This window comes from Mesorhizobium monacense, assembly GCF_056781675.1.
Genome location: NZ_CM165567.1, coordinates 2,490,064 through 2,511,357, shown reverse-complemented (window position 1 = coordinate 2,511,357; position 21,294 = coordinate 2,490,064). Strand labels below are relative to the sequence as shown.

General features: G+C 61.1%; 24 protein-coding genes and 1 tRNA gene. 20 read left to right on the top strand and 5 right to left on the bottom strand.

Annotated elements, in window-relative coordinates; translation table 11 throughout:
- Positions 1–10: 10 nt before the first annotated feature.
- The 15 genes from AC1RUK_RS12120 to glpK all read left to right on the top strand — a co-directional run bounded on the left by AC1RUK_RS12120 (position 11) and on the right by glpK (position 16,241).
- Positions 11–247, top strand: coding sequence for an Lrp/AsnC ligand binding domain-containing protein (locus AC1RUK_RS12120; protein ID WP_481835444.1), 237 nt, complete (start codon positions 11–13; stop codon positions 245–247).
- A gap of 169 nt (positions 248–416) precedes the next feature.
- Positions 417–1,829, top strand: a complete 1,413-nt coding sequence (locus AC1RUK_RS12115; protein ID WP_481835445.1) for a circularly permuted type 2 ATP-grasp protein — start codon at positions 417–419, stop codon at positions 1,827–1,829.
- Positions 1,830–1,952: 123 nt separating this feature from the next.
- Positions 1,953–2,894, top strand: coding sequence for an alpha-E domain-containing protein (locus AC1RUK_RS12110; RefSeq protein ID WP_481835446.1), 942 nt, complete (start codon positions 1,953–1,955; stop codon positions 2,892–2,894).
- A gap of 44 nt (positions 2,895–2,938) precedes the next feature.
- Positions 2,939–3,733 carry a transglutaminase family protein gene (locus tag AC1RUK_RS12105; protein ID WP_481835447.1) on the top strand — a complete coding sequence of 265 codons (795 nt, stop codon included), beginning with the start codon at positions 2,939–2,941 and terminating at the stop codon, positions 3,731–3,733.
- A gap of 31 nt (positions 3,734–3,764) precedes the next feature.
- Entirely contained in the window at positions 3,765–4,496 is a 732-nt protein-coding gene (locus tag AC1RUK_RS12100) for a proteasome-type protease (protein WP_006202076.1), read from the top strand.
- Between the two features lie 106 nt (positions 4,497–4,602).
- Positions 4,603–6,015: a pyridoxal phosphate-dependent decarboxylase family protein gene (locus AC1RUK_RS12095; protein WP_481840247.1), complete on the top strand. Its 1,413-nt coding sequence runs from the start codon at positions 4,603–4,605 to the stop codon at positions 6,013–6,015.
- Between the two features lie 124 nt (positions 6,016–6,139).
- Positions 6,140–6,907 (top strand): DeoR/GlpR family DNA-binding transcription regulator, encoded by a 768-nt coding sequence (locus tag AC1RUK_RS12090; protein WP_481835449.1) that lies wholly within the window; start codon positions 6,140–6,142, stop codon positions 6,905–6,907.
- A 138-nt stretch (positions 6,908–7,045) separates the two neighbouring features.
- Positions 7,046–8,572: a glycerol-3-phosphate dehydrogenase gene (glpD, locus tag AC1RUK_RS12085; RefSeq protein ID WP_192178836.1), complete on the top strand. Its 1,527-nt coding sequence runs from the start codon at positions 7,046–7,048 to the stop codon at positions 8,570–8,572.
- A gap of 39 nt (positions 8,573–8,611) precedes the next feature.
- Complete coding sequence (locus AC1RUK_RS12080; protein ID WP_481835450.1) at positions 8,612–9,691, top strand: ABC transporter ATP-binding protein; 1,080 nt, start codon at positions 8,612–8,614, stop codon at positions 9,689–9,691.
- Between the two features lie 11 nt (positions 9,692–9,702).
- Positions 9,703–10,770 (top strand): ABC transporter ATP-binding protein, encoded by a 1,068-nt coding sequence (locus AC1RUK_RS12075; RefSeq protein ID WP_481835451.1) that lies wholly within the window; start codon positions 9,703–9,705, stop codon positions 10,768–10,770.
- Entirely contained in the window at positions 10,771–11,637 is an 867-nt protein-coding gene (locus tag AC1RUK_RS12070) for a carbohydrate ABC transporter permease (protein WP_481835452.1), read from the top strand.
- Between the two features lies 1 nt (position 11,638).
- Positions 11,639–12,562, top strand: coding sequence for a carbohydrate ABC transporter permease (locus AC1RUK_RS12065; protein ID WP_081482130.1), 924 nt, complete (start codon positions 11,639–11,641; stop codon positions 12,560–12,562).
- Positions 12,563–12,564: 2 nt separating this feature from the next.
- Complete coding sequence (locus AC1RUK_RS12060) at positions 12,565–12,846, top strand: DUF2160 domain-containing protein (protein ID WP_481835453.1); 282 nt, start codon at positions 12,565–12,567, stop codon at positions 12,844–12,846.
- Positions 12,847–12,925: 79 nt separating this feature from the next.
- Positions 12,926–14,650 carry an ABC transporter substrate-binding protein gene (locus AC1RUK_RS12055; protein WP_481835454.1) on the top strand — a complete coding sequence of 575 codons (1,725 nt, stop codon included), beginning with the start codon at positions 12,926–12,928 and terminating at the stop codon, positions 14,648–14,650.
- A gap of 97 nt (positions 14,651–14,747) precedes the next feature.
- The gene (glpK, locus tag AC1RUK_RS12050) at positions 14,748–16,241 is read left to right on the top strand and encodes a glycerol kinase GlpK (RefSeq protein WP_481835455.1); all 1,494 of its coding nucleotides are present in this window, start codon (positions 14,748–14,750) and stop codon (positions 16,239–16,241) included.
- Between the two features lie 80 nt (positions 16,242–16,321).
- Here the strand turns inward: glpK and AC1RUK_RS12045 are convergent, their stop codons facing one another.
- Complete coding sequence (locus AC1RUK_RS12045; RefSeq protein ID WP_481835456.1) at positions 16,322–16,780, bottom strand: BA14K family protein; 459 nt, start codon at positions 16,778–16,780, stop codon at positions 16,322–16,324.
- Between the two features lie 304 nt (positions 16,781–17,084).
- Here AC1RUK_RS12045 and AC1RUK_RS12040 point away from each other — a divergent pair.
- Both AC1RUK_RS12040 and AC1RUK_RS12035 read left to right on the top strand, forming a co-directional pair.
- Positions 17,085–17,160 (top strand) — tRNA-Lys (locus AC1RUK_RS12040).
- Between the two features lie 117 nt (positions 17,161–17,277).
- A complete protein-coding gene (locus AC1RUK_RS12035; RefSeq protein ID WP_481835457.1) occupies positions 17,278–17,589 on the top strand; it encodes a hypothetical protein in 312 nt (103 codons plus the stop codon).
- 95 nt (positions 17,590–17,684) lie between these two features.
- Here AC1RUK_RS12035 and AC1RUK_RS12030 read toward each other — a convergent pair whose 3' ends face one another.
- Positions 17,685–17,840: a hypothetical protein gene (locus tag AC1RUK_RS12030; RefSeq protein ID WP_481835458.1), complete on the bottom strand. Its 156-nt coding sequence runs from the start codon at positions 17,838–17,840 to the stop codon at positions 17,685–17,687.
- Positions 17,841–17,928: 88 nt separating this feature from the next.
- On the opposite strand from AC1RUK_RS12030, the gene AC1RUK_RS12025 reads away from it, so the two are divergent.
- Both AC1RUK_RS12025 and AC1RUK_RS12020 read left to right on the top strand, forming a co-directional pair.
- Positions 17,929–18,183, top strand: a complete 255-nt coding sequence (locus AC1RUK_RS12025) for a helix-turn-helix domain-containing protein (protein ID WP_481840246.1) — start codon at positions 17,929–17,931, stop codon at positions 18,181–18,183.
- A 96-nt stretch (positions 18,184–18,279) separates the two neighbouring features.
- On the top strand, positions 18,280–18,501 hold the full coding sequence (locus AC1RUK_RS12020) for a hypothetical protein (RefSeq protein WP_481835460.1): 222 nt from the start codon (positions 18,280–18,282) through the stop codon (positions 18,499–18,501).
- On the opposite strand, the gene AC1RUK_RS12015 is transcribed toward AC1RUK_RS12020, so the two are convergent.
- From AC1RUK_RS12015 to AC1RUK_RS12005, 3 genes are all read right to left on the bottom strand, one after another.
- Positions 18,482–18,640 (bottom strand): hypothetical protein, encoded by a 159-nt coding sequence (locus AC1RUK_RS12015; RefSeq protein WP_481835461.1) that lies wholly within the window; start codon positions 18,638–18,640, stop codon positions 18,482–18,484. The genes AC1RUK_RS12020 and AC1RUK_RS12015 overlap by 20 nt on opposite strands.
- The gene (locus AC1RUK_RS12010; RefSeq protein WP_481835462.1) at positions 18,637–18,942 is read right to left on the bottom strand and encodes a hypothetical protein; all 306 of its coding nucleotides are present in this window, start codon (positions 18,940–18,942) and stop codon (positions 18,637–18,639) included. The genes AC1RUK_RS12015 and AC1RUK_RS12010 overlap by 4 nt, the downstream gene beginning before the upstream one ends.
- Positions 18,943–19,601: 659 nt before the next feature.
- Positions 19,602–19,757 (bottom strand): hypothetical protein, encoded by a 156-nt coding sequence (locus tag AC1RUK_RS12005; RefSeq protein ID WP_436175997.1) that lies wholly within the window; start codon positions 19,755–19,757, stop codon positions 19,602–19,604.
- Between the two features lie 296 nt (positions 19,758–20,053).
- Between AC1RUK_RS12005 and AC1RUK_RS12000 the strand changes: the two genes are divergently transcribed.
- Positions 20,054–21,175 (top strand): tyrosine-type recombinase/integrase, encoded by a 1,122-nt coding sequence (locus AC1RUK_RS12000; RefSeq protein ID WP_481835463.1) that lies wholly within the window; start codon positions 20,054–20,056, stop codon positions 21,173–21,175.
- Positions 21,176–21,294 lie beyond the last annotated feature (119 nt).

The following is a 21,294-nucleotide window of genomic DNA, read 5'->3' as shown; positions in this document are numbered from 1 at the left end:
GGACCGGGCAATGAAGGCGTTTTTCGTGCAGATAAAGTGCGACCTGGGCAAGGCCTATGATGTTGCCAGCGCGCTCGCCGACGCCGAGATCGCCTCGGAAATCTACTCGACCGCCGGAAATTACGACCTGCTCGCCAAATTCTATGTCGAGGACGAAGAAGACATCGGCCACTTCGTCAACGAGAAGGTGCAGATTCTGCCCGGCATCAAGGAGACGTTCACTGTCGTCACCTTCCGGGCCTTCTGACCGAATCGAGGCTTGCCCGGGCGCGAGGCAGAGCCTGACCCGACCCTGTCGGCGCTGCCTCAATCTTAGGCAGTTGTGACATACTGACCGCCGCCATGCCCCAAATCACCGATTGCGCTTGATTTTCTCCGGCGACGCCAGTGAAATGGCGTCACAGGGGAGTATGCGATTGGCAGCGTTCGACGAAATGCTTCCGGAAGTTTCCGGATTGAGAAAACCGTATTCGGCTTACGACCGCTGGCTGAAGGAGCAAGACCCGGCCAGGCTTACCGAGAAAATGCAGGACGCCGAGCGCGTCTTCCGCAAGACCGGTATCACCTTCGCCGTCTACGGCGAACAGGAAGCCTCCGAGCGTCTGATCCCCTTCGACATCGTTCCCCGCATCATCTCGGGCAATGAGTGGCGCCGGCTAACGCAAGGCATCGAGCAGCGCGTCCAGGCGCTCAACGCCTTCCTCGACGACATCTACCACCGCCAGGAAATCCTGCGTGCCGGCCGCGTTCCCAGGGAACTGGTCGCCAAGAACGAGGCCTTCCTGCCGGAAATGATCGGGGTCAGGCCGCCGGCCGGCGTCTACACCCACATTATCGGCGTCGACATCGTGCGCATCTCAGAGAACGAATTCTACGTGCTGGAGGACAATGCCCGCACGCCGTCCGGCGTCTCCTATATGCTGGAGAACCGCGAGACGATGATGCAGCTCTTCCCGGAGCTGTTCCAGCAAATCAAGGTGCGGCCGGTGGAGAACTATCCGCAGCTGCTGCGCCAGTCGCTGGCGGCGGTCAGGCCGCAGAGCACCAAGGGCACGCCGACCATCGCCGTGCTGACGCCGGGCAGCTTCAATTCAGCCTATTTCGAACACGCCTTCCTGGCCGACCAGATGGGCGTGCAGCTTGTCGAGGGGCAGGATCTGCGCGTCATCGACGGCCATGTCGCCATGCGCACGACCGAGGGCTACAAGCAGATCGACGTGCTCTACCGCAGGGTGGACGATTCTTTCCTCGACCCGCTGACCTTCCGTCCGGACTCGGCCCTTGGCGTGCCGGGAATCATGGACGTCTACCGCGCCGGCAACATCACCATCGCCAATGCGCCGGGAACCGGCATAGCCGACGACAAGGCGATCTATTCCTACATGCCAGAGATCGTCGAATTCTATACCGGCCGCAAGGCGATCCTCGGCAACATCCCGACCTGGCGCTGTTCCGAGCCGGACAGTTTGAAATATGTGCTCGAGCACATCCACGAACTGGTGATCAAGGAAGTGCATGGCTCCGGCGGCTACGGCATGCTGGTCGGGCCAGCGGCGACCAAGAAGGAATGCCAGGATTTCGCCAAGAAACTCCAGACAAAGCCTTCGAACTACATCGCCCAGCCAACGCTGGCGCTGTCGACCTGCCCGATCCTGACCGAAAAGGGCCTGTCGCCGCGCCATGTCGACCTCAGGCCCTATGTGCTGGTTTCCGACCGCATCCAGATCGTGCCTGGCGGCTTGACCCGCGTGGCGCTGAAGGAAGGTTCGCTGGTCGTCAATTCCTCGCAAGGCGGCGGGACGAAGGATACTTGGGTGCTGGACGACTGAGCAGGGGAGTAGTCAGTAGTGAGTAGTAGAGGGGACAGGGCAATGCCGGATTCGATCGAGATGCAAACATTCACTATTCACCACTCACCATTCACTGCTCACTAGCCCGAAGGGCCGCTTCCCATGCTTCTCGGCCGCACCGCCAACGGGCTCTACTGGATGAACCGCTACATCGAGCGGGCGGAAAACATGGCCCGCCTGGTCGATGCCGGCCTGCGCATGGCGCTGACGCGAACGCAGAACGCCTCGGAAGAGTGGAATTCGGTGCTGCTCAGTGCCGGCTCCGACGTTACCTTCACGCAGAAATACCAGGACTACACGGCAGCCAATGTCGCCGATTTCCTTTTGCGCGACACGTCGAACCCGTCGAGCACGATGTCGGCGATCGAGACGGCCCGCAACAATGCCCGCATGGTGCGCACGGCGCTGACGCGCGAAACCTGGGAAAGCATCAATGAAGCCTGGATGTCGCTGAAGCGGATGCTGGCGAGACCCATCGACGAACGCGATCTGCCGAACGTGCTCGATGCCATCAAGCGCGAGACGGCGCTGATCCGCGGCTCTTTCTACGGCACCATGCTGCGCAACGAGATCTTCGATTTCTCGCAACTCGGCACCTATGTCGAACGCGCCGACAACACGGCGCGCATTCTCGACGTGAAATATTACGTGCTGTTGCCCTCGATCTCCTGGGTCGGTTCCACGCTAGACAACTATCAATGGGAATCGATCCTGCGTTCGGTCTCGGCGCACCGCTCCTATCGCTGGGTCTACGAAGCCGACTACAAGCCGACCAACATCGCCGACTATCTGATCCTCAATGTCCGCATGCCGCGCTCGCTGACTTTCTGCTACCGCTTCCTCGCCGAACATCTGAAATTCCTCGGCGACGACTATGGCGAACGCCATGCCTGCCATGCGACCGCCGACAAGACGCAGGCCATGCTGAGGGCGGGCTCGATCAAGGACATATTCGACACCGGCCTGCACGAGTTCCTTGCCAATTTCATTCGCGACAACACCCGGCTCGGCGACGAGATCGCGCAGGACTACAAATTCTACTGAGTACGATCCCGCAAGATCATGCTCGCAAATGGAAAATGACGCCCATGCGGCTCAAGATCACCCACCGAACCGAATACCGCTACGATGCGCCGGTTCAGTATCTGCTGCAGCGCCTGCGGTTGCTTCCGCTCAGCGGGCACACGCAGACCGTGCTGTCCTGGGAACTGAAGATCGAAGGCGCGCGCGAGGAAGTGCGCTTCACCGACCATTTCGGCAATGACACGCGGCTGCTGAGCGTCGAGGGCGAGCAGCATACCATCGCCATCGAAGCATCGGGCGAAGTGGTGACGCGCGACACCACGGGCGTTTCGGGGCCGCATCAGGGTTTTGCGCCGCTCTGGCTGTTTGGCCAGGAAACGACGTTGACTGCTGTTGGCGAAGGCATTCGCGAACTTGCCGCCTCGGTGGGCAAGGGCACCGACATCGAGCGGCTGCACCGGTTGATGGCCGTCATCGGCGAGCGCGTCGCCTACAAGCCCGGCGCCACCAATGTGATGACGCCGGCCGAGGAGGCGCTGGCGCTCAAGACCGGTGTCTGCCAGGACCACAGCCATATCTTCACCGCTGCCGCGCGTGCGATGGGTTTTCCGGCCCGCTATATCAGCGGCTATCTGATGATGGACGCGACGGTCGAGCAGGCGGCGAGCCATGCTTGGGCCGAAGCGCATGTTTCGGGGCTGGGCTGGGTCGCCTTCGATGCCGCCAACGGTATTTCACCCGACGAGCGCTATGTGAGAGTGGCAACCGGCCGAGATTATCGCGACGCCTCGCCGGTTTCGGGGATCAGGCTGGGACAAGCGCAAGAACAGCTTGCGGTCACCGTCACGGTAGAGCAGTAATTCCAGCGGAATCGCTGCTAAAAGAGAATCGATGACCTATTGCGTCGGCTTGAAGATCGATCGCGGACTCGTGTTCATGTCGGACACGCGCACCAATGCCGGCATGGATTCGATCTCGACTTTCAAGAAGATGCATGTCTGGGAGGAGCCGGGCGAGCGCGTCATCGTGCTGATGTCGGCCGGCAACCTGGCGACGACGCAGGCCGTCGTCAGCCTGCTCGACGAGCGCACCAAGGCGGTCGCCGACCGCCACGCAACCCTGCTTGAGACGCCTTCCATGTACCAGACGGTGCGGTTGGTCGGCGACACGGTCAAGGAAGTCATCGCCCATTCGTCGCCGGCGGGCGAGAAGGCGGATTCCTATTTCAATGCCTCCTTCATCCTCGGCGGACAGATCAGGGGCAGCGCACCACGCCTGTTCATGATCTATCCAGAAGGCAATTTCATCGAATCGACCGACGACACGCCGTTCTTCCAGATCGGCGAGACCAAATACGGCAAGCCGATCATCATCCGCGCCTATGAAAAGACGATGAGCCTGGCCGAGACGGTGAAGCTGCTGCTGGTGTCGTTCGATTCGACGCTGAAGTCGAACCTGTCGGTCGGCCTGCCGCTCGACCTGCTGTTCTACGAGAAGGACGCCTTCAAGATCAGCCTGAAGAAGCGGATCGGCCAGGACGATCAATATTACCGGACCATCTCGGATGGCTGGTCGAGTGCGCTGAAGGCTGCCTTTGCCAGCCTGCCTGACTTTCCCGGGTAGGGCGTTTTCGGTTTCGCGGCTGTTGCTGCATTATATTTAACGTGTTAATCACAATGGCAGAAGATGCTGGCTGGGAGCCGGCCACCATGCGTTTCGGGAGGATGCGATGAACAACGACGAGTTTCGCGCATGGTCGAGGCGCGCCGCCGACTGGGGTGCGGACTATCGCGACACGTTGCGGGAAAGGCCGGTTCGGCCGGCGCTTTCGCCAGGAGCAATCTTCCGCAGCATCGAAGCCTCGCCGCCTGAGGCGGCCGAATTGATGGACCGGATCTTTGCCGATTTCGAACAGAAGATCGTGCCCGGTATGACGCATTGGCAGCATCCGCGCTTCTTTGCCTATTTCCCGGCCAATGCGGCCCCTGTCTCGGTGGTTGCCGAATATCTGGTCTCGGCGATGGCCGCGCAATGCATGCTGTGGCAGACGTCGCCGGCAGCGACCGAACTCGAGACGCGCACCGTCGACTGGATGCGCCAGGCGCTCGGCCTGCCCGACGGGTTCTCCGGCGTCATCCAGGACTCGGCCTCATCGGCAACGCTGGCGGCCGTGCTGACCATGCGCGAGCGCGCGCTCGACTGGCAGGGCAACAAAAAAGGGCTGGCAGGGCAGGCGAGGGTGCGCGTCTATTCCTCCGACCAGGTGCATACCTCGATCGACCGCGCGATCTGGGTCGCCGGCATCGGCGAGGAAAATCTCGTCCGCATCCCGGTTGCCGGCCGTTTTCGCGCCATGGATACGGCAGCACTTGAAGCGGCGATCATCTCTGACCGTGAGGCCGGCATGCTGCCGGCGGGCATCATCGCTTGCGTCGGCGGCACCAGCACCGGCGGCTCCGACGACATTGCCGCTGTCGCCGCGGTAGCCAAACAGCATGGGCTCTATCTGCATGTCGATGCCGCCTGGGCCGGATCGGCGATGATCTGCCCGGAGTACCGGCATTTCTGGACCGGCGTCGAACAGGCCGATTCCGTTGTCTTCAATCCGCACAAATGGCTGGGCGCGCAGTTCGATTGCTCGATCCAGTTCATCCGGCAGCCGGAAGACCTCGTTCGCACGCTGGCCATCAAGCCGGATTATCTGAAGACCCACGGCCATGACGGCATCATCAACTATTCCGAATGGTCGGTGCCGCTCGGCCGCCGGTTCCGTGCCCTGAAACTCTGGTTCCTGTTGCGCGCCCATGGCCTGGAAGGCCTGCGCGCCATGATCCGCAACCATGTCACTTGGAGCGAAGGCCTCGCCGCAAGGCTGGCAAAAGAGGCGGGTTTCGAGATCGTCACCGAACCGATGCTGTCGCTGTTTTCGTTCCGGCATCGGGCCGGGGCGGGCGCCGATCCCGACGAGCACAACCTTCGCCTGGTCAACGCCATCAACGATGATGGCCGCATCTATCTCACCCAGACACGCGTTGATGGACGCGTCGCGATCCGCTTCCAGGCCGGCCAGTTCGAGGCGACGGCGGCCGATGTCGATGCGGCATTCGATGTCGTGACGGAAATCGCACGCGGGCTTGCTTGAAACGACCCCGGCAGCCGCGCGGGTTTGTCTTCGCAATCGGATGATTTTCATTAGCCGGCTTATGCCTTTTCATCGCTTTCGTTTTCAGGTATAGACAAGAAAAACGAAAACGGGAGGCTTTCTGATGTATCTGTCGCCGCGCCACGCCGAAATCATCCAGATGGCCAAGGATCAGGGCCGCGTCCTGGTCGACGATCTGGCAACGTATTTCAACGTGACGCCGCAGACCATCCGCAAGGACCTCAACGATCTCTGCGACCAGCGGCTGCTTTCGCGCATCCATGGCGGCGCGCTTTTTCCGTCCGGCATCGAGAACATGGAGTATGAGGCGCGGCGCAAGATCGCCGCTGACGAGAAGGAGGCGATTGGCCGTGCGGCAGCCAGGCTGATCCCCGACAATGCGTCGCTGTTCATCAACATCGGCACCACGACGGAGTCGGTCAGCAAGGCGCTTCTGGACCATAACGGCCTTATGGTCATCACCAATAACATTAATGTTGCCAACAGGATGCGCGTGTACCCTTCGATCGAGGTGGTGATTGCCGGCGGTGTCGTTCGCGGCTCCGACGGCGGCGTGGTCGGCGAGGCGGCGGTCGATTTCATCCGCCAGTTCAAGGTCGACTACGCGGTCATCGGCGCTTCGGCCATCGACCATGACGGCGCGCTGCTCGATTTCGACTTTCGCGAAGTGAAAGTAGCGCAAGCCATCATCGCCAATGCCAGGCACGTCATCCTGGTTTCCGACCAGACCAAGTTCGAACGCACCGCACCCGTTCGCATCGGTCATCTGTCGCAGGTCAACACCTTCATCACCGACCGTTGCGACATCCCTTCGGTACGCAATATCTGCCAGGAGGCGGAGGTTCAGTTGATCGAGACGGCGCTCGGCTAGGCGGTTTTTGGGGTCGCATCACAGCCCTCTCACATGTCCGTGATATTTCGTTTGACATTCGTTCCTATTTCGAAATAATCCCGCAACGGTTTCGCAAAAGACCAAAAATGCTGCAATGCGAAATCGCTGGAGGACTTCTTGGACGCATCTCCGATCCATGACATTTTCGTCATCGGCGGCGGCATCAATGGCTGCGGCATCGCCCGCGACGCCGCTGGGCGTGGCTTTTCGGTTTTTCTGGCCGAGATGAACGATCTGGCGAGCGGAACGTCGTCCGGGTCGACCAAGCTGATCCATGGCGGCCTGCGCTATCTCGAATTCTATGAATTCCGCCTGGTGCGCGAAGCGCTGATGGAGCGTGAGGTGCTCTGGAAGAACGCGCCGCACATCATCTGGCCGATGCGCTTCGTGCTGCCTTACGCCAAGGGCCTGCGTCCGGCCTGGCTGATCCGGCTCGGCCTGTTCCTCTACGACCATATTGGCGGGCGCAAATTGCTGCCGGCGACGAAGACGCTGGACATGGCGAAGGACCCGGCCGGCAAGCCGCTGAAACCGCTGTTTCGCAAGGCTTTCGAGTATTCCGACGGCTGGGTCAACGATGCCAGGCTGGTGGCGCTCAACGCGCGCGACGCCGCCGACCGCGGCGCAACCATCCGAACCCGAACGAAGGTGGTCAGCGCGCGCCGCGAGGGTGATCTCTGGGCGATAAGATTGGAAGACGTCCACACCGGGCAGGCCGAAGAGGTCAAGGCGCGGCTTCTGGTGAATGCCGCCGGCCCTTGGGTCGACCAGGTGCTGTCGGCGACGGTCGGCCTGAACGACGTGCACAATGTCCGCCTGGTGCAGGGCAGCCACATCGTCATCAACAAGAAGTTCGACGATCCGCGCGCCTATTTCTTCCAGAACAAGGATGGCCGCATCATTTTCGCGATCCCTTATGAGGAAGAGTTCACGCTGATCGGCACCACCGACCGGGACTATCCGGGCGATCCGCACGAGGTGAAGATCAGCGACACCGAGATCGACTATCTGTGCGCGGCGGCAAGCGAATATTTCGCTCAAGGCGTCAAGCGTTCGGACATCGTCTGGACCTATTCCGCCGTGCGCCCGCTCTATGACGATGGCGCCTCGAAGGCACAGGAAGCGACCCGCGACTATGTGCTCAAGGCCGACGGCGGCGAGGGCGCGGCCCCGATCGTCAACGCCTTCGGCGGCAAGATCACCACCTATCGCCGGCTGTCGGAATCGATGCTGGAAAAGATCGAAGCTTTCCTCGGCAAGCGCGGCAAGCCGTGGACCGCCAACGCTCCTTTGCCCGGCGGCGATTTCCCGGCCACCGGTTTCGACGTCGAAGTGGCGAAGCTGAAGACCGCCTATCCGTTTCTCGATGCGCGCCTGGCCCGCCGCCTGACCCGCCTTTACGGCACCCGCGCTCGCACGCTGCTGGGGCTCGCCAGGTCGAATGCCGATCTCGGCCGGAATTTCGGCGCTGATCTCTACGAGGCCGAGGTGCGCTATCTCGTTCAAAACGAGTGGGCGATGACGGCGGAAGATGTATTGTGGCGCCGGACCAAGCGCGGCCTGCAGTTGAGCCGCGAGCAGGCGGGCGCACTGGACGAATTCATGCGCGGAATAAGCCGGCGCCATGTCGCGGCGGCAGAATAAGGATGGCTGGCTGATGCAGAAAGCCTGGGAGGAGGCATCATGCTGGAACTGAGAAACGTCACCAAGACGGTCGGCGCCGCGGAGCATATCCGTGACGTGTCGCTGACGCTTCAGCATGGCTCGCTCAACGTCCTGCTCGGGCCGACGCTGTCGGGCAAGACCAGCCTAATGCGGCTGATGGCCGGGCTTGACGTGCCGACCTCCGGCTCGGTCTGGTTCGACGGCAAGGACGTCACCGGAATGCCGGTGCAGAAGCGCAACGTCGCCATGGTCTACCAGCAGTTCATCAACTACCCGGCGATGACCGTCTACGAGAACATCGCCTCGCCGCTGCGCGTGGCCGGCACCGACCAGGCAAAGATCGACAAGGAAGTGCGCAATGCCGCGGCGCTCCTGAAGCTGACGCCCTATCTCGACCGCACGCCGCTCAGCCTGTCCGGCGGCCAGCAGCAGCGCACGGCTCTTGCCCGCGCCATCGTCAAGAACGCCAGTCTGGTGCTGCTCGACGAGCCGCTCGCCAATCTCGACTACAAGCTGCGCGAGGAATTGCGCGCCGAGCTGCCGAAGATCTTCGCCGCCGCCGGCACCATCTTCGTCTACGCCACGACCGAGCCGCATGAAGCGCTGCTGCTCGGCGGCAACACGGCGACGCTTTCGCAGGGCCGCATTACCCAGTTCGGGCCGACCATCGACGTGTTCCGCAAGCCGGTCGACCTGGTGACGGCAAAGACCTTTGCCGACCCGCCGCTCAACACCATCGTGCTGGCCAAGAAGGGTCCGGATTTCCTGCTCGAGGGTGGCGTCAAATTGCCGGTGCCGGCCGATCTCGCCGGCATTGCCGATGCCAACTATACGATCGGCTTCCAGCCGCACCACCTGTCGCTCGAGCGGCCAAACGCCGCCGCCGTGCCGGTGCGGGCAAAGGTCACCATTACCGAGATCACCGGCTCGGAGAGCTTCATCCATCTCGATTTCGCCGACGCGCGCTGGGTCATGCTGACCCACGGCATCCGCGATTTCGAACCCGACGCAGAGGTCGAGGTGTTCATCGATCCGCGCCACATCATGGTCTTCGACGAGCACGGCCGCGCCGTGGCCGCGCCGAAGCTGGCGGCATAGGGAGGCAAGCGATGGCGCGCATCGACGTCAACCATATCAGGCACTCCTATCTGCCGAACCCGCAGAAGGATGCCGATTTCGCCCTGAAGGAAGTGCACCACACTTTCGAGGATGGCGGTGCTTATGCGCTGCTCGGTCCGTCGGGCTGCGGCAAGACCACGCTGCTCAACATCATCTCTGGGCTGCTGCACCCCTCGCACGGCCAGCTGCTGTTCAACGGCAAGGACGTGACCCGGCTGTCGACGCAGGAGCGCAACATCGCCCAGGTGTTCCAGTTCCCGGTCATCTACGACACCATGACCGTCTACGACAATCTGGCCTTCCCGCTGCGCAACCGCGGCGTGCCGGAGGCCGACGTCGATCGCAAGGTGCGCGAGACGCTCGACATGATCGACCTTGCGGAACTGGCGAAGAAGAAGGCGCGCGGGCTGACCGCCGACCAGAAGCAGAAGATCTCGCTCGGCCGCGGGCTGGTGCGCTCGGATGTCAACGCCATCCTGTTCGACGAACCGCTGACCGTCATCGACCCGCATATGAAGTGGGTGCTGCGCTCGCAGTTGAAGCAGCTCCACCGCCGCTTCGGCTACACCATGGTCTATGTCACCCACGACCAGACCGAGGCGCTGACCTTCGCCGACAGGGTCGTGGTCATGTATGACGGCGAGATCGTCCAGATCGGCACGCCGGCCGAGCTGTTCGAGCGGCCGCGCCACACCTTCGTCGGTTATTTTATCGGCTCGCCCGGCATGAACGTCATGCCGGTGGCCATCGAGGGCAAGACGGCGACGATCGGCAGCCAGCGCATCGAACTGCCCGGCGTGCCCAAGGCGGGCGCGGGCGCCATCGAGCTCGGCATCCGTCCCGAATATGTCAGGCTCGGCCGCGATGGCATGGCCGTCAAGATCAGCAAGGTCGAGGATGTCGGCCGCCACAAGGTGGTGCGGGCAAATCTCGAAGGCCGCGAGATCGCCGCGGTCATCGGCGAGGACGAGACTGTTCCTGCCGATCCGAAAGTGCGGTTCGACCCGGTCGGCATCAACATCTATGCCGATTCCTGGCGCGTCGAGATGGGGGCATAGATGGAAAAGACCTGGAACAACAAGGCCTGGTTCATGGTGCTGCCGGTGCTTCTGCTGGTGGCGTTCTCGGCGGTGATCCCCCTGATGACGGTGGTCAACTATTCGGTACAGGACACGTTTGGAAACAACGTCTTCTTCTGGAATGGCTCGGACTGGTACACCGAAATCCTGGGGTCGGATCGTTTCTGGCTGTCTATGGTCCGCAACCTGATCTTCTCCGCGATCATCCTCGTCATCGAGATTCCGCTCGGCATCTTCATCGCTCTCAACATGCCCAAGAAAGACTGGGGCGTGCCGGTCTGCCTGGTGCTGATGGCGCTGCCGCTGCTCATCCCGTGGAACGTCGTCGGCACGATCTGGCAGGTGTTCGGCCGCATCGACATCGGCCTGCTTGGCTACACGCTGTCGGCGCTCGGCATCGACTACAACTATGTCAACGACCCGACCGACGCCTGGGTGACGGTCATCCTGATGGACGTATGGCACTGGACGAGCCTTGTCGTTCTGCTCTGCTACGCCGGCCTCGTCTCCATACCGGATGCCTATTATCAAGCCGCCAAGATCGATGGCGCGTCGCGCTGGGCGATCTTCCGCTACATCCAGCTGCCGAAGATGAACCGCGTGCTTCTGATCGCCGTTCTGCTGCGCTTCATGGACAGTTTCATGATCTACACCGAGCCCTTCGTCGTCACCGGCGGTGGTCCCGGCAATTCGACGACATTCATGTCGATTGACCTGGTCAAGATTGCCGTCGGCCAGTTCGACCTCGGGCCGGCAGCCGCCATGTCGATCATCTACTTCCTGATCGTCCTGCTGCTGTCATGGGTGTTCTACACCGTCATGACCACCGTCGATGCGGAGGGCTGAGATGAGCGGCGCCAACGAAAGAACGACGAGGCAAGACCGAGTGAGTGAGACGACGGTTTCGGACGGGCTCGCCAGCACCCTGTCGCAGGACCAGATCGCGCGGCTGATGCGGCGGCGCGGCGAAGAATCCCGGTTCTGGTGGCTGGTGCCGACGATCTACATCATCGTTCTGATGCTGCCGATTTACTGGCTGGTCAACATGAGCTTCAAGACCAATCAGGAGATCCTGGGCGCCTTTTCGCTGTGGCCGAAGAACCCGACGATCGCCAACTACATGGTGATCTTCACCGACCCGTCCTGGTACAAGGGCTACATCAATTCGATCATCTATGTCGTCATGAACATGGTGATCTCGGTTTCGGTGGCGCTGCCTGCCGCCTACGCCTTCTCGCGCTACCGGTTCCTCGGCGACAAGCACCTCTTCTTCTGGCTCCTGACCAACCGCATGGCGCCGCCGGCGGTGTTCGCGCTGCCGTTCTTCCAGCTCTATTCGGCCTTCGGCCTGATCGACACGCACATCGCGGTGGCGCTGGCGCACTGCCTGTTCAACGTGCCGCTGGCGGTGTGGATCCTCGAAGGTTTCATGTCCGGCGTGCCGAAGGAGATCGACGAGACGGCCTATATCGATGGCTATTCCTTCCCGCGCTTCTTCCTGAAGATATTCATGCCGCTGATCGCGAGCGGCATCGGCGTGGCCTGCTTCTTCTGCTTCATGTTCTCATGGGTCGAGCTGCTGATCGCGCGTACCTTGACCACGACCGCCGCCAAGCCGATCGCGGCGATCATGACGCGCACGGTCTCGGCCTCGGGCCTCGACTGGGGCGTGCTCGCCGCCGCCGGCGTGCTCACCATCCTTCCAGGCGCGCTCGTGATCTGGTTCGTCCGCAACTACATCGCCAAGGGCTTTGCCCTGGGGAGGGTATGACCATGAACCTCACCTGGATGGCATGGACGCTGCCAACGGCGCTGTTTTTCATCACGATCCTGGTGCTGCTCTGCGGCATGGCGGTCTGGGAATACGCCTCGCCGGGCGGCAATCCCCGGGTCGGCGTCCTGCGCTTCGAGACGACGCGCGGCGACCGCCTCTTTGTTTCGCTGCTTGGCAGCGCCTTTATCCATCTCGCTTGGCTGGGTCTTGTCGGACCCAACCTGTGGTGGGCTCTCGCTCTCTCCGTAGTCTACGCCGTCGGCGTGTTCCGCTACGTATAGAGGGGGAAACTGTTGGAGCGACCGCGTGCCGACGGCCGCTCCAGATCGCACTTGAAACCTGAAAAGTGGAGGAAACGAAATGCGAAGGCAATTTTTAACATCAACGACTGCGCTTGTCCTGCTCTGGGGAGCAGGCCAGGCGTTCGCCGGAATGGATGAAGCCAAAACCTTCCTCGATACCGAAATCAAGGACTTGTCGACGCTCGATCGCGGCGCCCAGGAAGCCGAGATGCAATGGTTCATCGATGCCGCGAAGCCTTTCGTCGGCATGGACATCAAGGTGGTCTCCGAACCGATTGCAACTCACGACTACGAAGCGAAGGTACTGGCCCCGGCCTTCACGGCCATCACCGGCATCAAGATCACACATGATGAGATCGGCGAGGGTGATGTCATTGAAAAGCTGCAGACCCAGATGCAGTCGGGCGAGAACATCTATGACGCCTATGTCAACGACTCCGACCTGATCGGCACCCACTGGCGCTACCAGCAGGCGCGCAGCCTGACCAAGTGGATGGCGAATGAGGGCAAGGATGTCACCAACCCCAACCTCGACCTCGCCGACTTCATCGGCACCAAGTTCACGACCGCTCCGGACGGCGACCTCTACCAGCTGCCCGACCAGCAGTTCGCGAACCTCTACTGGTTCCGCTACGACTGGTTCAACGACGAGAAGAACAAGGCCGATTTCAAGGCCAAGTACGGCTACGACCTTGGCGTTCCCGTCAACTGGTCGGCCTATGAGGACATCGCCGAATTCTTCACCGGCCGCGAGATCGACGGCAAGAAGGTCTATGGCCACATGGACTACGGCAAGAAGGACCCGTCGCTCGGCTGGCGGTTCACCGACGCATGGCTGTCGATGGCCGGTAACGGCGACAAGGGCCTGCCCAACGGTCTTCCGGTCGACGAATGGGGCATCAAAGTCAACGAGAAGTCGCAGCCTGTCGGCTCGTGCGTCGCGCGCGGCGGCGACACCAACGGCCCGGCTGCCGTGTATTCGATCCAGAAGTACCTGGATTGGTTGAAGGCCTATACGCCGCCGGAAGCCCAGGGCATGACGTTCGGCGAATCCGGCCCCGTCCCGTCGCAGGGCACGGTCGCGCAGCAGATGTTCACCTACACTGCCTTCACCGCCTCCTTCGTCAAGGACGGGCTGCCGGTCGTGAACGCGGACGGCACCCCGAAATGGCGCTTTGCTCCGTCGCCGCATGGCGTGTACTGGAAGGATGGCATGAAGCTTGGCTACCAGGACGTGGGTTCCTGGACCTTGCTGAAGTCGACGCCCGACGATCGCGCCAAGGCCGCCTGGCTCTATGCGCAGTTCGTCGTGTCGAAGACGGTCGACGTGAAGAAGAGCCATGTCGGCTTGACGCTCATCCGCGAGTCGACGATCCAGGACAAGAGCTTCACGGAACGCGCTCCGAAGCTCGGCGGCTTGATCGAGTTCTACCGCTCGCCGGCCCGCGTCCAGTGGTCGCCGACCGGCACGAACGTGCCGGACTATCCGAAGCTGGCACAGCTCTGGTGGCAGGCGGTCGGCGATGCTTCGTCGGGTGCCAAGACCGCGCAGGAGGCGATGGACTCGCTTTGCGCCGAGCAGGAAAAGGTCATGGAACGCCTGGAAAAGGCAGGCATCCAGGGCGATATCGGCCCGAAGATGGCTGAAGAGCATGACCTGGCCTACTGGAACGCTGACGCGGTCAAGAACGGCCATCTCGCGCCTCAGCTTAAGATCGAGAACGAGAAGGAAAAGCCGATCACCATCAACTACGACGAACTGGTGAAGAGCTGGCAGAAGTAAGACTACCTGATGCGGGCGCCAACGCGCCCGCACGGAACCTGCGGGGGAGGCGGCTTTTGGCCGTCTCCCCTGTTGCATGAATAGCGGAGGAGCGGAAATGAGCGGCTTTGTGCTGGCCATCGACCAGGGCACGACTTCGACCAGGGCGATCCTGTTCGACGACAAGATGAAGGTTGCAGGCACAGGCCAGCAGGAATTCACCCAGCATTATCCGGCCTCCGGCTGGGTCGAGCACGACCCGGAGGATATCTGGGGAAGCGTCGTCGCCACGGTGAAGGCTGCGCTGAAGAATGCCGGCAGCGCAGCTTCGGAGGTGGCCGCCATCGGCATCACCAACCAGCGCGAGACCGTCGTCATCTGGGACAAGGCGACCGGCAAGCCGATCCACAACGCGATCGTCTGGCAGGACCGGCGCACCGCGCCGCTATGCCACAAATTGAAGAAGCAGGGGCTGGAGAAGAAGTTCACCCGCAAGACCGGCCTGCTGCTCGATCCCTATTTCTCCGGCACCAAGATCGCCTGGATGCTGGACAAGGTGAAGGGCGCCCGCAAACGCGCCGAGAAGGGCGACTTGCTCGCCGGCACCATCGACAGTTTCCTGATCTGGCGGCTCACGGGCGGCAAGGTCCATGCCACCGATGCAACCAACGCCTCGCGCACGCTGGTCTACAACATCGAGAAGAATGCCTGGGACGATGAGTTGCTTTCCATCCTGCGCATCCCGGTCGCCATGCTGCCGGAAGTGAAGGATTGCGCCGATGACTATGGAGTCACAGAGAAAAATCTGTTTGGCGCCGAGATAAGAATCCTTGGTGTGGCCGGCGACCAGCATGCCGCGACCATCGGCCAGGCCTGTTTCGAGCCCGGCATGATGAAATCCACCTACGGCACCGGCTGCTTCGCGCTGCTCAACACCGGCGCCGACCTGGTGCGCTCGAAGAACCGGCTGTTGACCACCATCGCCTACCGGCTGAACGGCAAGACCACCTATGCGCTGGAAGGCTCGATCTTCATTGCCGGTGCTGCCGTGCAATGGCTGCGCGACGGCATCAAGGTGATCGGCAAGGCCGAGCATAGCGGCACATTGGCGGCCGAGGCTGATCCCACTCAGGACGTCTATCTGGTGCCGGCCTTCGTCGGCCTCGGCGCACCGCATTGGGACGCCGAGGCGCGCGGCGCCATCTTCGGCCTGACCCGCAACTCCGGCCCGGCCGAATTCGCCCGTGCGGCGCTGGAATCCGTCGCCTACCAGACCCGCGACCTGCTCGACGCCATGCGCAAGGACTGGAAGGGCGCTTCGGCCAAGACGGTGCTTCGGGTCGATGGCGGCATGGTGGCGTCCGACTGGACCATGCAGCGGCTGGCCGACATCCTCGATGCACCGGTCGACCGCCCGACCATCCTGGAGACCACCGCGCTCGGCGCTGCCTGGCTTGCGGGCTCGAAGGCGGGGGTGTGGCCAAAGGCTAAGGAATTCGCCAGGAGCTGGGCGCTCGAGCGGCGCTTCAAGCCGGACATGGGGGCCGCGGTCCGCTCGGCCAAGCTTGCCGGCTGGCGCGACGCAGTGCGCAGAACCTTGAGCACGCAGTAGTTCTCCCGGCAAAATGAAAGCCCGCACCGTCACCGGCACGGGCTTCCATCAGCCTCCCGTGTTCGATCCGCCCGGGACCCCTAGTAAGGCGAATAGCACTGCTGGCGCGGGCCGTCATAAGGCTGGAAGGTGTTGTCCCAGGCGCGGTAGGATCTGTAGCGGTCGTAGCACCACTGCACATGCGCGTCGCCGCCGCGATAGACCCGGTTCTGGTTGTTGATGATGGCGCCGGTGATCAATGCGCCAGTCGCGAAGGCAGCCAGCGGGAACCAGAAGTCGCCGTGACGGCGATAGCCGCGACGGTATTCGCGGTAGCCGCGATGACCGTTCCAATACATGCCGTCATTGCGGGAAAAGGTGCGATTGCGGTTGAAGTTGCGGTGTCTCCGCCACTCCTGGTACTGCACGGCCTGGACGTCCGAGGAGAGGCCTTGTCCCAGCGGCACATAGCTCGGCTGGGCGTTGACCGGGACGATCTCGGCCGCAACGAACGAAGCGGACAGGGTTGTCGCCAGCAGACCCGATAAGATCCTGTTCATGGTCTTCTCCTTGAAAGAGGGCGTTGACGTCCCTTGTGGCAAGGAAACGGGCAGGCCGGGCAATTGTTCCCGCCAGGATTGCAAGCGATTGTTTTTGCGTGTGTTCTTCGCTGGAGACATAGGCGAAAAACAGCCGCTTCCAGCTCCGCTATGGCCGGTGGTCTACTAGGCGCCCGAAGCCCGGTGGCACCATGCCGAGCCCCGGGAAAATCCGCCTTCCATGCCCCGCTTTTTCCGGTTGACCGGCCGGTGCACTCTCCCTATGTTCCGCGCAATTTCGAGGGCAGCCCTTTCGCGCCCGCGGGAGCGCGTAGCTCAGCCGGTAGAGCAACTGACTTTTAATCAGTAGGTCATGGGTTCGAATCCCATCGCGCTCACCAAAAAAATCAAGCACTTAGCACTAAATCCGGCAACATTTCATGCGCCATCGGCGTTTACCGGAATTGCCCAGTTTTCCGGGCTTTTCCGAGCATTAGCCGGGATTCGTTGGCGCATGAATGGCGCACGGTAACCCGCATCGTCTCCTTATTTGCGATTGTGCTGTGGTGACATGGTATTTTGCTTGCGAAGTGGAACGCAGTGCGATTCGGCACCAAGCCTCTTCCACCAATCCGGCACCGACCGTTATCGGCTTAAACCTAATTCACTGCAGATCGATCTGCGTTTCCGGTTTATTGCCGGTGCGCGCCCGGCCTTCCGAAAGGATCGCCAAAATGGAATTCACCTTTCTTTATCGGAAGGGATTCCGCCTACGGGTTGATGCCCGCTTCATTGTGGCCGTCGCAACATTTGCGGCCATGTTCATCTGACGACATGGTGGCGGGCTTCGGCCCGCCCGGTCGGGCCAAGCACACGAAAAACCCCGCCGAAGCGGGGTTCTTGAGGTTGCGGTGGCGTTAGCGACTTACAAGAACTCCAGATCCACCGCCGAAAACCATTCCTCCTCGCCCGTAATGAACCGCACCAGCAGGCGGGTCGCCTCACCAAGAATTTGAAGCGTGCCGACCACCAGGCCGCGGAGTCCGGTATCGAGCGCTATGACGTGTTTACCCAGGTTCACTTCGAATCTCCCCATTACGTAACGGTTAACGTTAACAACAACGCTAATCGTTACCCCTTTTCATGTCAAACGAAAATCGTTATAGACGATGAAAATAGTTGGGGAAAAGACAAACATGACTCCGGCACAGTGCAGGGCGGCAAGAGCGCTCGTTGAACTATCTCAAGAGGATCTAGCTAAGGCGGCTAGCGTCGGTCTGTCTACCGTGAGGAACTTTGAGGCCGGCCGCTCCCTGCCAATCGCAAACAATCTAACGGCAATCCGCACCGCGCTCGAGGCGTCCGGCGTCGAGTTCATCCCTGAGAACGGTGGTGGCGCCGGGGTGAGGCTCAAGAAGACATGACAGGCTGCCACCTCTCTAAGTGTTGCGGTCACTCACCTTGAACGTCATTATCTCGTTACAGTTGAGCCCCTATTGTCGCTAAGCATAGGAGGCTCTATGGCTATCGGCGTGTTTCGCACCAAGGGAAATCCCAACACGGTCGCACTCAACAGCGGGGCGAATCGGAAGGTGATCTCGGAACAGCTTTACCGGGACAAAAAATACAAACCGGATTTCGGCAAACTGGCTTGGGAACAAGAGTACATGGCTGCCGAGAGCCCCTATCAGAAACAAGCGACGGAAACGCTAGCGCATAGATTTAGCGCTTCTTCGGCGTGATCTCCTCGATCCGAACCTTGTCGCCGATCTCCTTCGCCATCGCTTCCGCCTTGGCCTTGTCTCTGGTGGTCAGCACCGTGCGCCAGGACGGCTTCTCGAAAACGCTCACGATGTAGGTTGTCACCGGCTTGTCGGTCATTGCGTCGCCTTCCGGTAGCCGGTCGGGCTGGTGTCGGGGGTATAGATCAGCCCGACTGTCCTGCCGCCACATCTGCCGCATTTCAGCTTTCGAACGAGGTCTTCGGCCATTGCCGGCGCGTCCGGTCCGAATCGATCGCGAAGCTTCACCAAATCCAGCGGTTTGCTGTTGTTGCAGGGCGCGTAATGGCAATACGCCGTCACCGTCGTCTTCGCGTCGATCAGCGATTGGAACGTCCAGCCCTTACCCATGAGCCGATATAGCGCGACGGGCGTCGCCAGAGTTGGCCGAATTCGACTCACATGCCTCATCCGATTTGAGGATGGAGGAACCAAACACCGCCGTTTTGCCAAGTATCCGCGATGATTGACGGGCCTATAACCTCGCCAGCCGGCGAGCCTGCCGGTTAGGCCCGGCGGTCAAGCCCAAGCGCCCCAGCCCCCCAACCGTCGGGCCGTTGTACGTGGCGCAATCCTTACGGGGCAGCGCTGGCTCGCCTTACGTCTTTGTGCCTAGCGACCTTAAGCCTTCGGCCTCATTTTAGAGATTGCTAATCTGCTATAAAATGCGTCCAGAGCGAGGTTGCTAGTCTCGCAGGGCCGGTGCAGTTGGGGCTTGGCTAGGGCGCTGCACCGGCCTTTTCATACGATGTCATTGACGTGTACGCAGGCCGCCGTTTTGCCAAGGTTGCATTGACGCATGACCGGCCTATAATTCGCCAGCCGGCGAACCTAGTCCGTTTGCCGGTTATAGGCCCGGTGGCCGACCCCCACACCCAGCCAGGCCGCTGGGCCGCTAGTACCCGCCAGCGCGCGTTCTCGCTGGCCGCTGTCCTACAAACACGGCTCATGGATACGGTGTTTGACGACCTCTCCAGCCCCGTAGGAACAGGCGCCCCGCCGTCCGCGTGATGGCTGTACTGTATGATTGAGGTTGAATTATTCAAGGGCCGCAACCTACTTCATTGCATCCCCCCGTCGTCGGCCGTCGACTGATTCTCCGAGGCGATCTTTGCTGCCTCAGCCGACTGCTCGGGCGTCGGGTTCGTGTAGGACGTACAGGCTGCGAGCGTCGTGATGATGGCGCACAGAATGAGAGTGCGAAGCTTTGTGTCCATGCTGATTCCCCTCGTTGCGTTCTGCCGAGGACATTTTGACATATTTGGGCGTCAAGACTCAAGGCCAACGACAGGAGCAGTGTACAGGCGGCCTTGCCATCGGGCTGGGAATTGCCATTGGGCTGGCATTGGCCGGCTAGATCACCGGGTAGATAACTCTACCGTGGTCGCTGACGGTCGTTCCGGTCGGGCCAGTCATCGTTGCGCCATACCGATCCCTTGCGGGCCGCACCAGCGGGGCATGGAATTTCAGGAAGCTGGGAGCGATCTTGCGCCATAGAATCAGGAGGTCAACAATGGCAACCGTCACCAAGCGCGCATGGACTACCGGCAAGGGAGAAAAGCGTGAGGCCTGGGTTCTTGCATATACCGACAAGAAAGGCGACCGACACAAAGAGCAGTACTCCAAGAAGACCGCGGCGAACGCGAGGCGTATCGAGATCGAAGGCCAGATTAGCAAGGGGGTATTCCGCGCCGAGGCGGCAACCAAGACCGTCAAAGACGCGATCGACGCCTATGTGAAGCATCTCGAAAAGCGACACGGCAAAGGCGAGCAGGTGACCACGATGTACCTCCGCAATACAAAAGGCCAACTGGTTACACATGCCCAGCCCGAACTTGGAGACACCAAACTTTCGGAACTGACGGCGCGCGCTGTCAACGATCTGGTCGAAAAGCTGCGGGATGCGGAAGTTGGTCTGGTGACTGTGCGACGCGTCATCGGCAGTCTGTCGCGTGCGCTGCAGTATGCCGTCAGCCAAGATTGGGTCGCTACGAATGCGGCTAAGGGCGTTCGCGTAATCGGCAAGCGCGGGCAGGGGAGTGAGAAGGTTGTACCCCCGTCGAAAAAGGCACTTTCCGGCATTCTCGAAAAGGCCGACGCGGATATGAAGCGCAGGATCCAGTTTGCCGCGGCGACCGGCTTGCGAGCTTCTGAGCAGTGGGCGTTGCGTTGGCGGCATATCGATCTGAAGGCGCGAACTGTAACGGTTGACAGCCGCGTTGACGCGTTTGGGCAATTCGACACAACCAAGACTGAAAGCGGCAAGCGCACTGTGCCGCTCGGCAGGACGATTGTTTCAGACCTTCTGAAATGGAAAGCGGCCTCCAAGCACAGCGGTGCTGACGCTTTCATCTTTCCGGATTCAGAGGGCGGCTTCACGCGTCACACAAACTTCTTGCGGCGCCATTGGAATCCCTTAATCGAGGCGGCCAAGGCGAAAAATATCGGTTGGCATGCGTTGCGCCATTTTGCCGTTTCGACATGGATTGAAGCCGGGCTGCAGCCGAAGGCCGTGCAGACGCTCGCCGGACATGCAACCTACGCAATCACCATGAACCGGTACGGACATCTTTTCCCAAGCGAAACACATGCCGCCGCAATGGACAAAATTGCCAAGGCGCTTTTCGCCATTTGACACCGGTTAACGAGGGTTGCCCGGCTTTCGATGGCGCACAAATGGCGCATATCGGTTATAAACAGCGCAAATGGTGGCTTTGTTACGGTCTTTTAATCAGTAGGTCATGGGTTCGAATC

Coding starts and splice junctions, on each gene's coding strand:
- glpK (WP_481835455.1), top strand. CDS start 14,748: ATGAGCGGCTTTGTGCTGGCCATCGACCAGGGCACGACTTCGACCAGG.
- AC1RUK_RS12060 (WP_481835453.1), top strand. CDS start 12,565: ATGAACCTCACCTGGATGGCATGGACGCTGCCAACGGCGCTGTTTTTC.
- AC1RUK_RS12090 (WP_481835449.1), top strand. CDS start 6,140: ATGTATCTGTCGCCGCGCCACGCCGAAATCATCCAGATGGCCAAGGAT.
- AC1RUK_RS12015 (WP_481835461.1), bottom strand. CDS start 18,640: ATGACCGACAAGCCGGTGACAACCTACATCGTGAGCGTTTTCGAGAAG.
- AC1RUK_RS12000 (WP_481835463.1), top strand. CDS start 20,054: ATGGCAACCGTCACCAAGCGCGCATGGACTACCGGCAAGGGAGAAAAG.
- AC1RUK_RS12025 (WP_481840246.1), top strand. CDS start 17,929: ATGAAAATAGTTGGGGAAAAGACAAACATGACTCCGGCACAGTGCAGG.
- AC1RUK_RS12075 (WP_481835451.1), top strand. CDS start 9,703: ATGGCGCGCATCGACGTCAACCATATCAGGCACTCCTATCTGCCGAAC.
- AC1RUK_RS12035 (WP_481835457.1), top strand. CDS start 17,278: ATGGCGCACGGTAACCCGCATCGTCTCCTTATTTGCGATTGTGCTGTG.
- AC1RUK_RS12080 (WP_481835450.1), top strand. CDS start 8,612: ATGCTGGAACTGAGAAACGTCACCAAGACGGTCGGCGCCGCGGAGCAT.
- AC1RUK_RS12095 (WP_481840247.1), top strand. CDS start 4,603: ATGAACAACGACGAGTTTCGCGCATGGTCGAGGCGCGCCGCCGACTGG.
- AC1RUK_RS12100 (WP_006202076.1), top strand. CDS start 3,765: ATGACCTATTGCGTCGGCTTGAAGATCGATCGCGGACTCGTGTTCATG.
- AC1RUK_RS12105 (WP_481835447.1), top strand. CDS start 2,939: ATGCGGCTCAAGATCACCCACCGAACCGAATACCGCTACGATGCGCCG.
- AC1RUK_RS12020 (WP_481835460.1), top strand. CDS start 18,280: ATGGCTATCGGCGTGTTTCGCACCAAGGGAAATCCCAACACGGTCGCA.
- AC1RUK_RS12070 (WP_481835452.1), top strand. CDS start 10,771: ATGGAAAAGACCTGGAACAACAAGGCCTGGTTCATGGTGCTGCCGGTG.
- AC1RUK_RS12065 (WP_081482130.1), top strand. CDS start 11,639: ATGAGCGGCGCCAACGAAAGAACGACGAGGCAAGACCGAGTGAGTGAG.
- AC1RUK_RS12005 (WP_436175997.1), bottom strand. CDS start 19,757: ATGGACACAAAGCTTCGCACTCTCATTCTGTGCGCCATCATCACGACG.
- AC1RUK_RS12045 (WP_481835456.1), bottom strand. CDS start 16,780: ATGAACAGGATCTTATCGGGTCTGCTGGCGACAACCCTGTCCGCTTCG.
- AC1RUK_RS12120 (WP_481835444.1), top strand. CDS start 11: ATGAAGGCGTTTTTCGTGCAGATAAAGTGCGACCTGGGCAAGGCCTAT.
- AC1RUK_RS12055 (WP_481835454.1), top strand. CDS start 12,926: ATGCGAAGGCAATTTTTAACATCAACGACTGCGCTTGTCCTGCTCTGG.
- AC1RUK_RS12110 (WP_481835446.1), top strand. CDS start 1,953: ATGCTTCTCGGCCGCACCGCCAACGGGCTCTACTGGATGAACCGCTAC.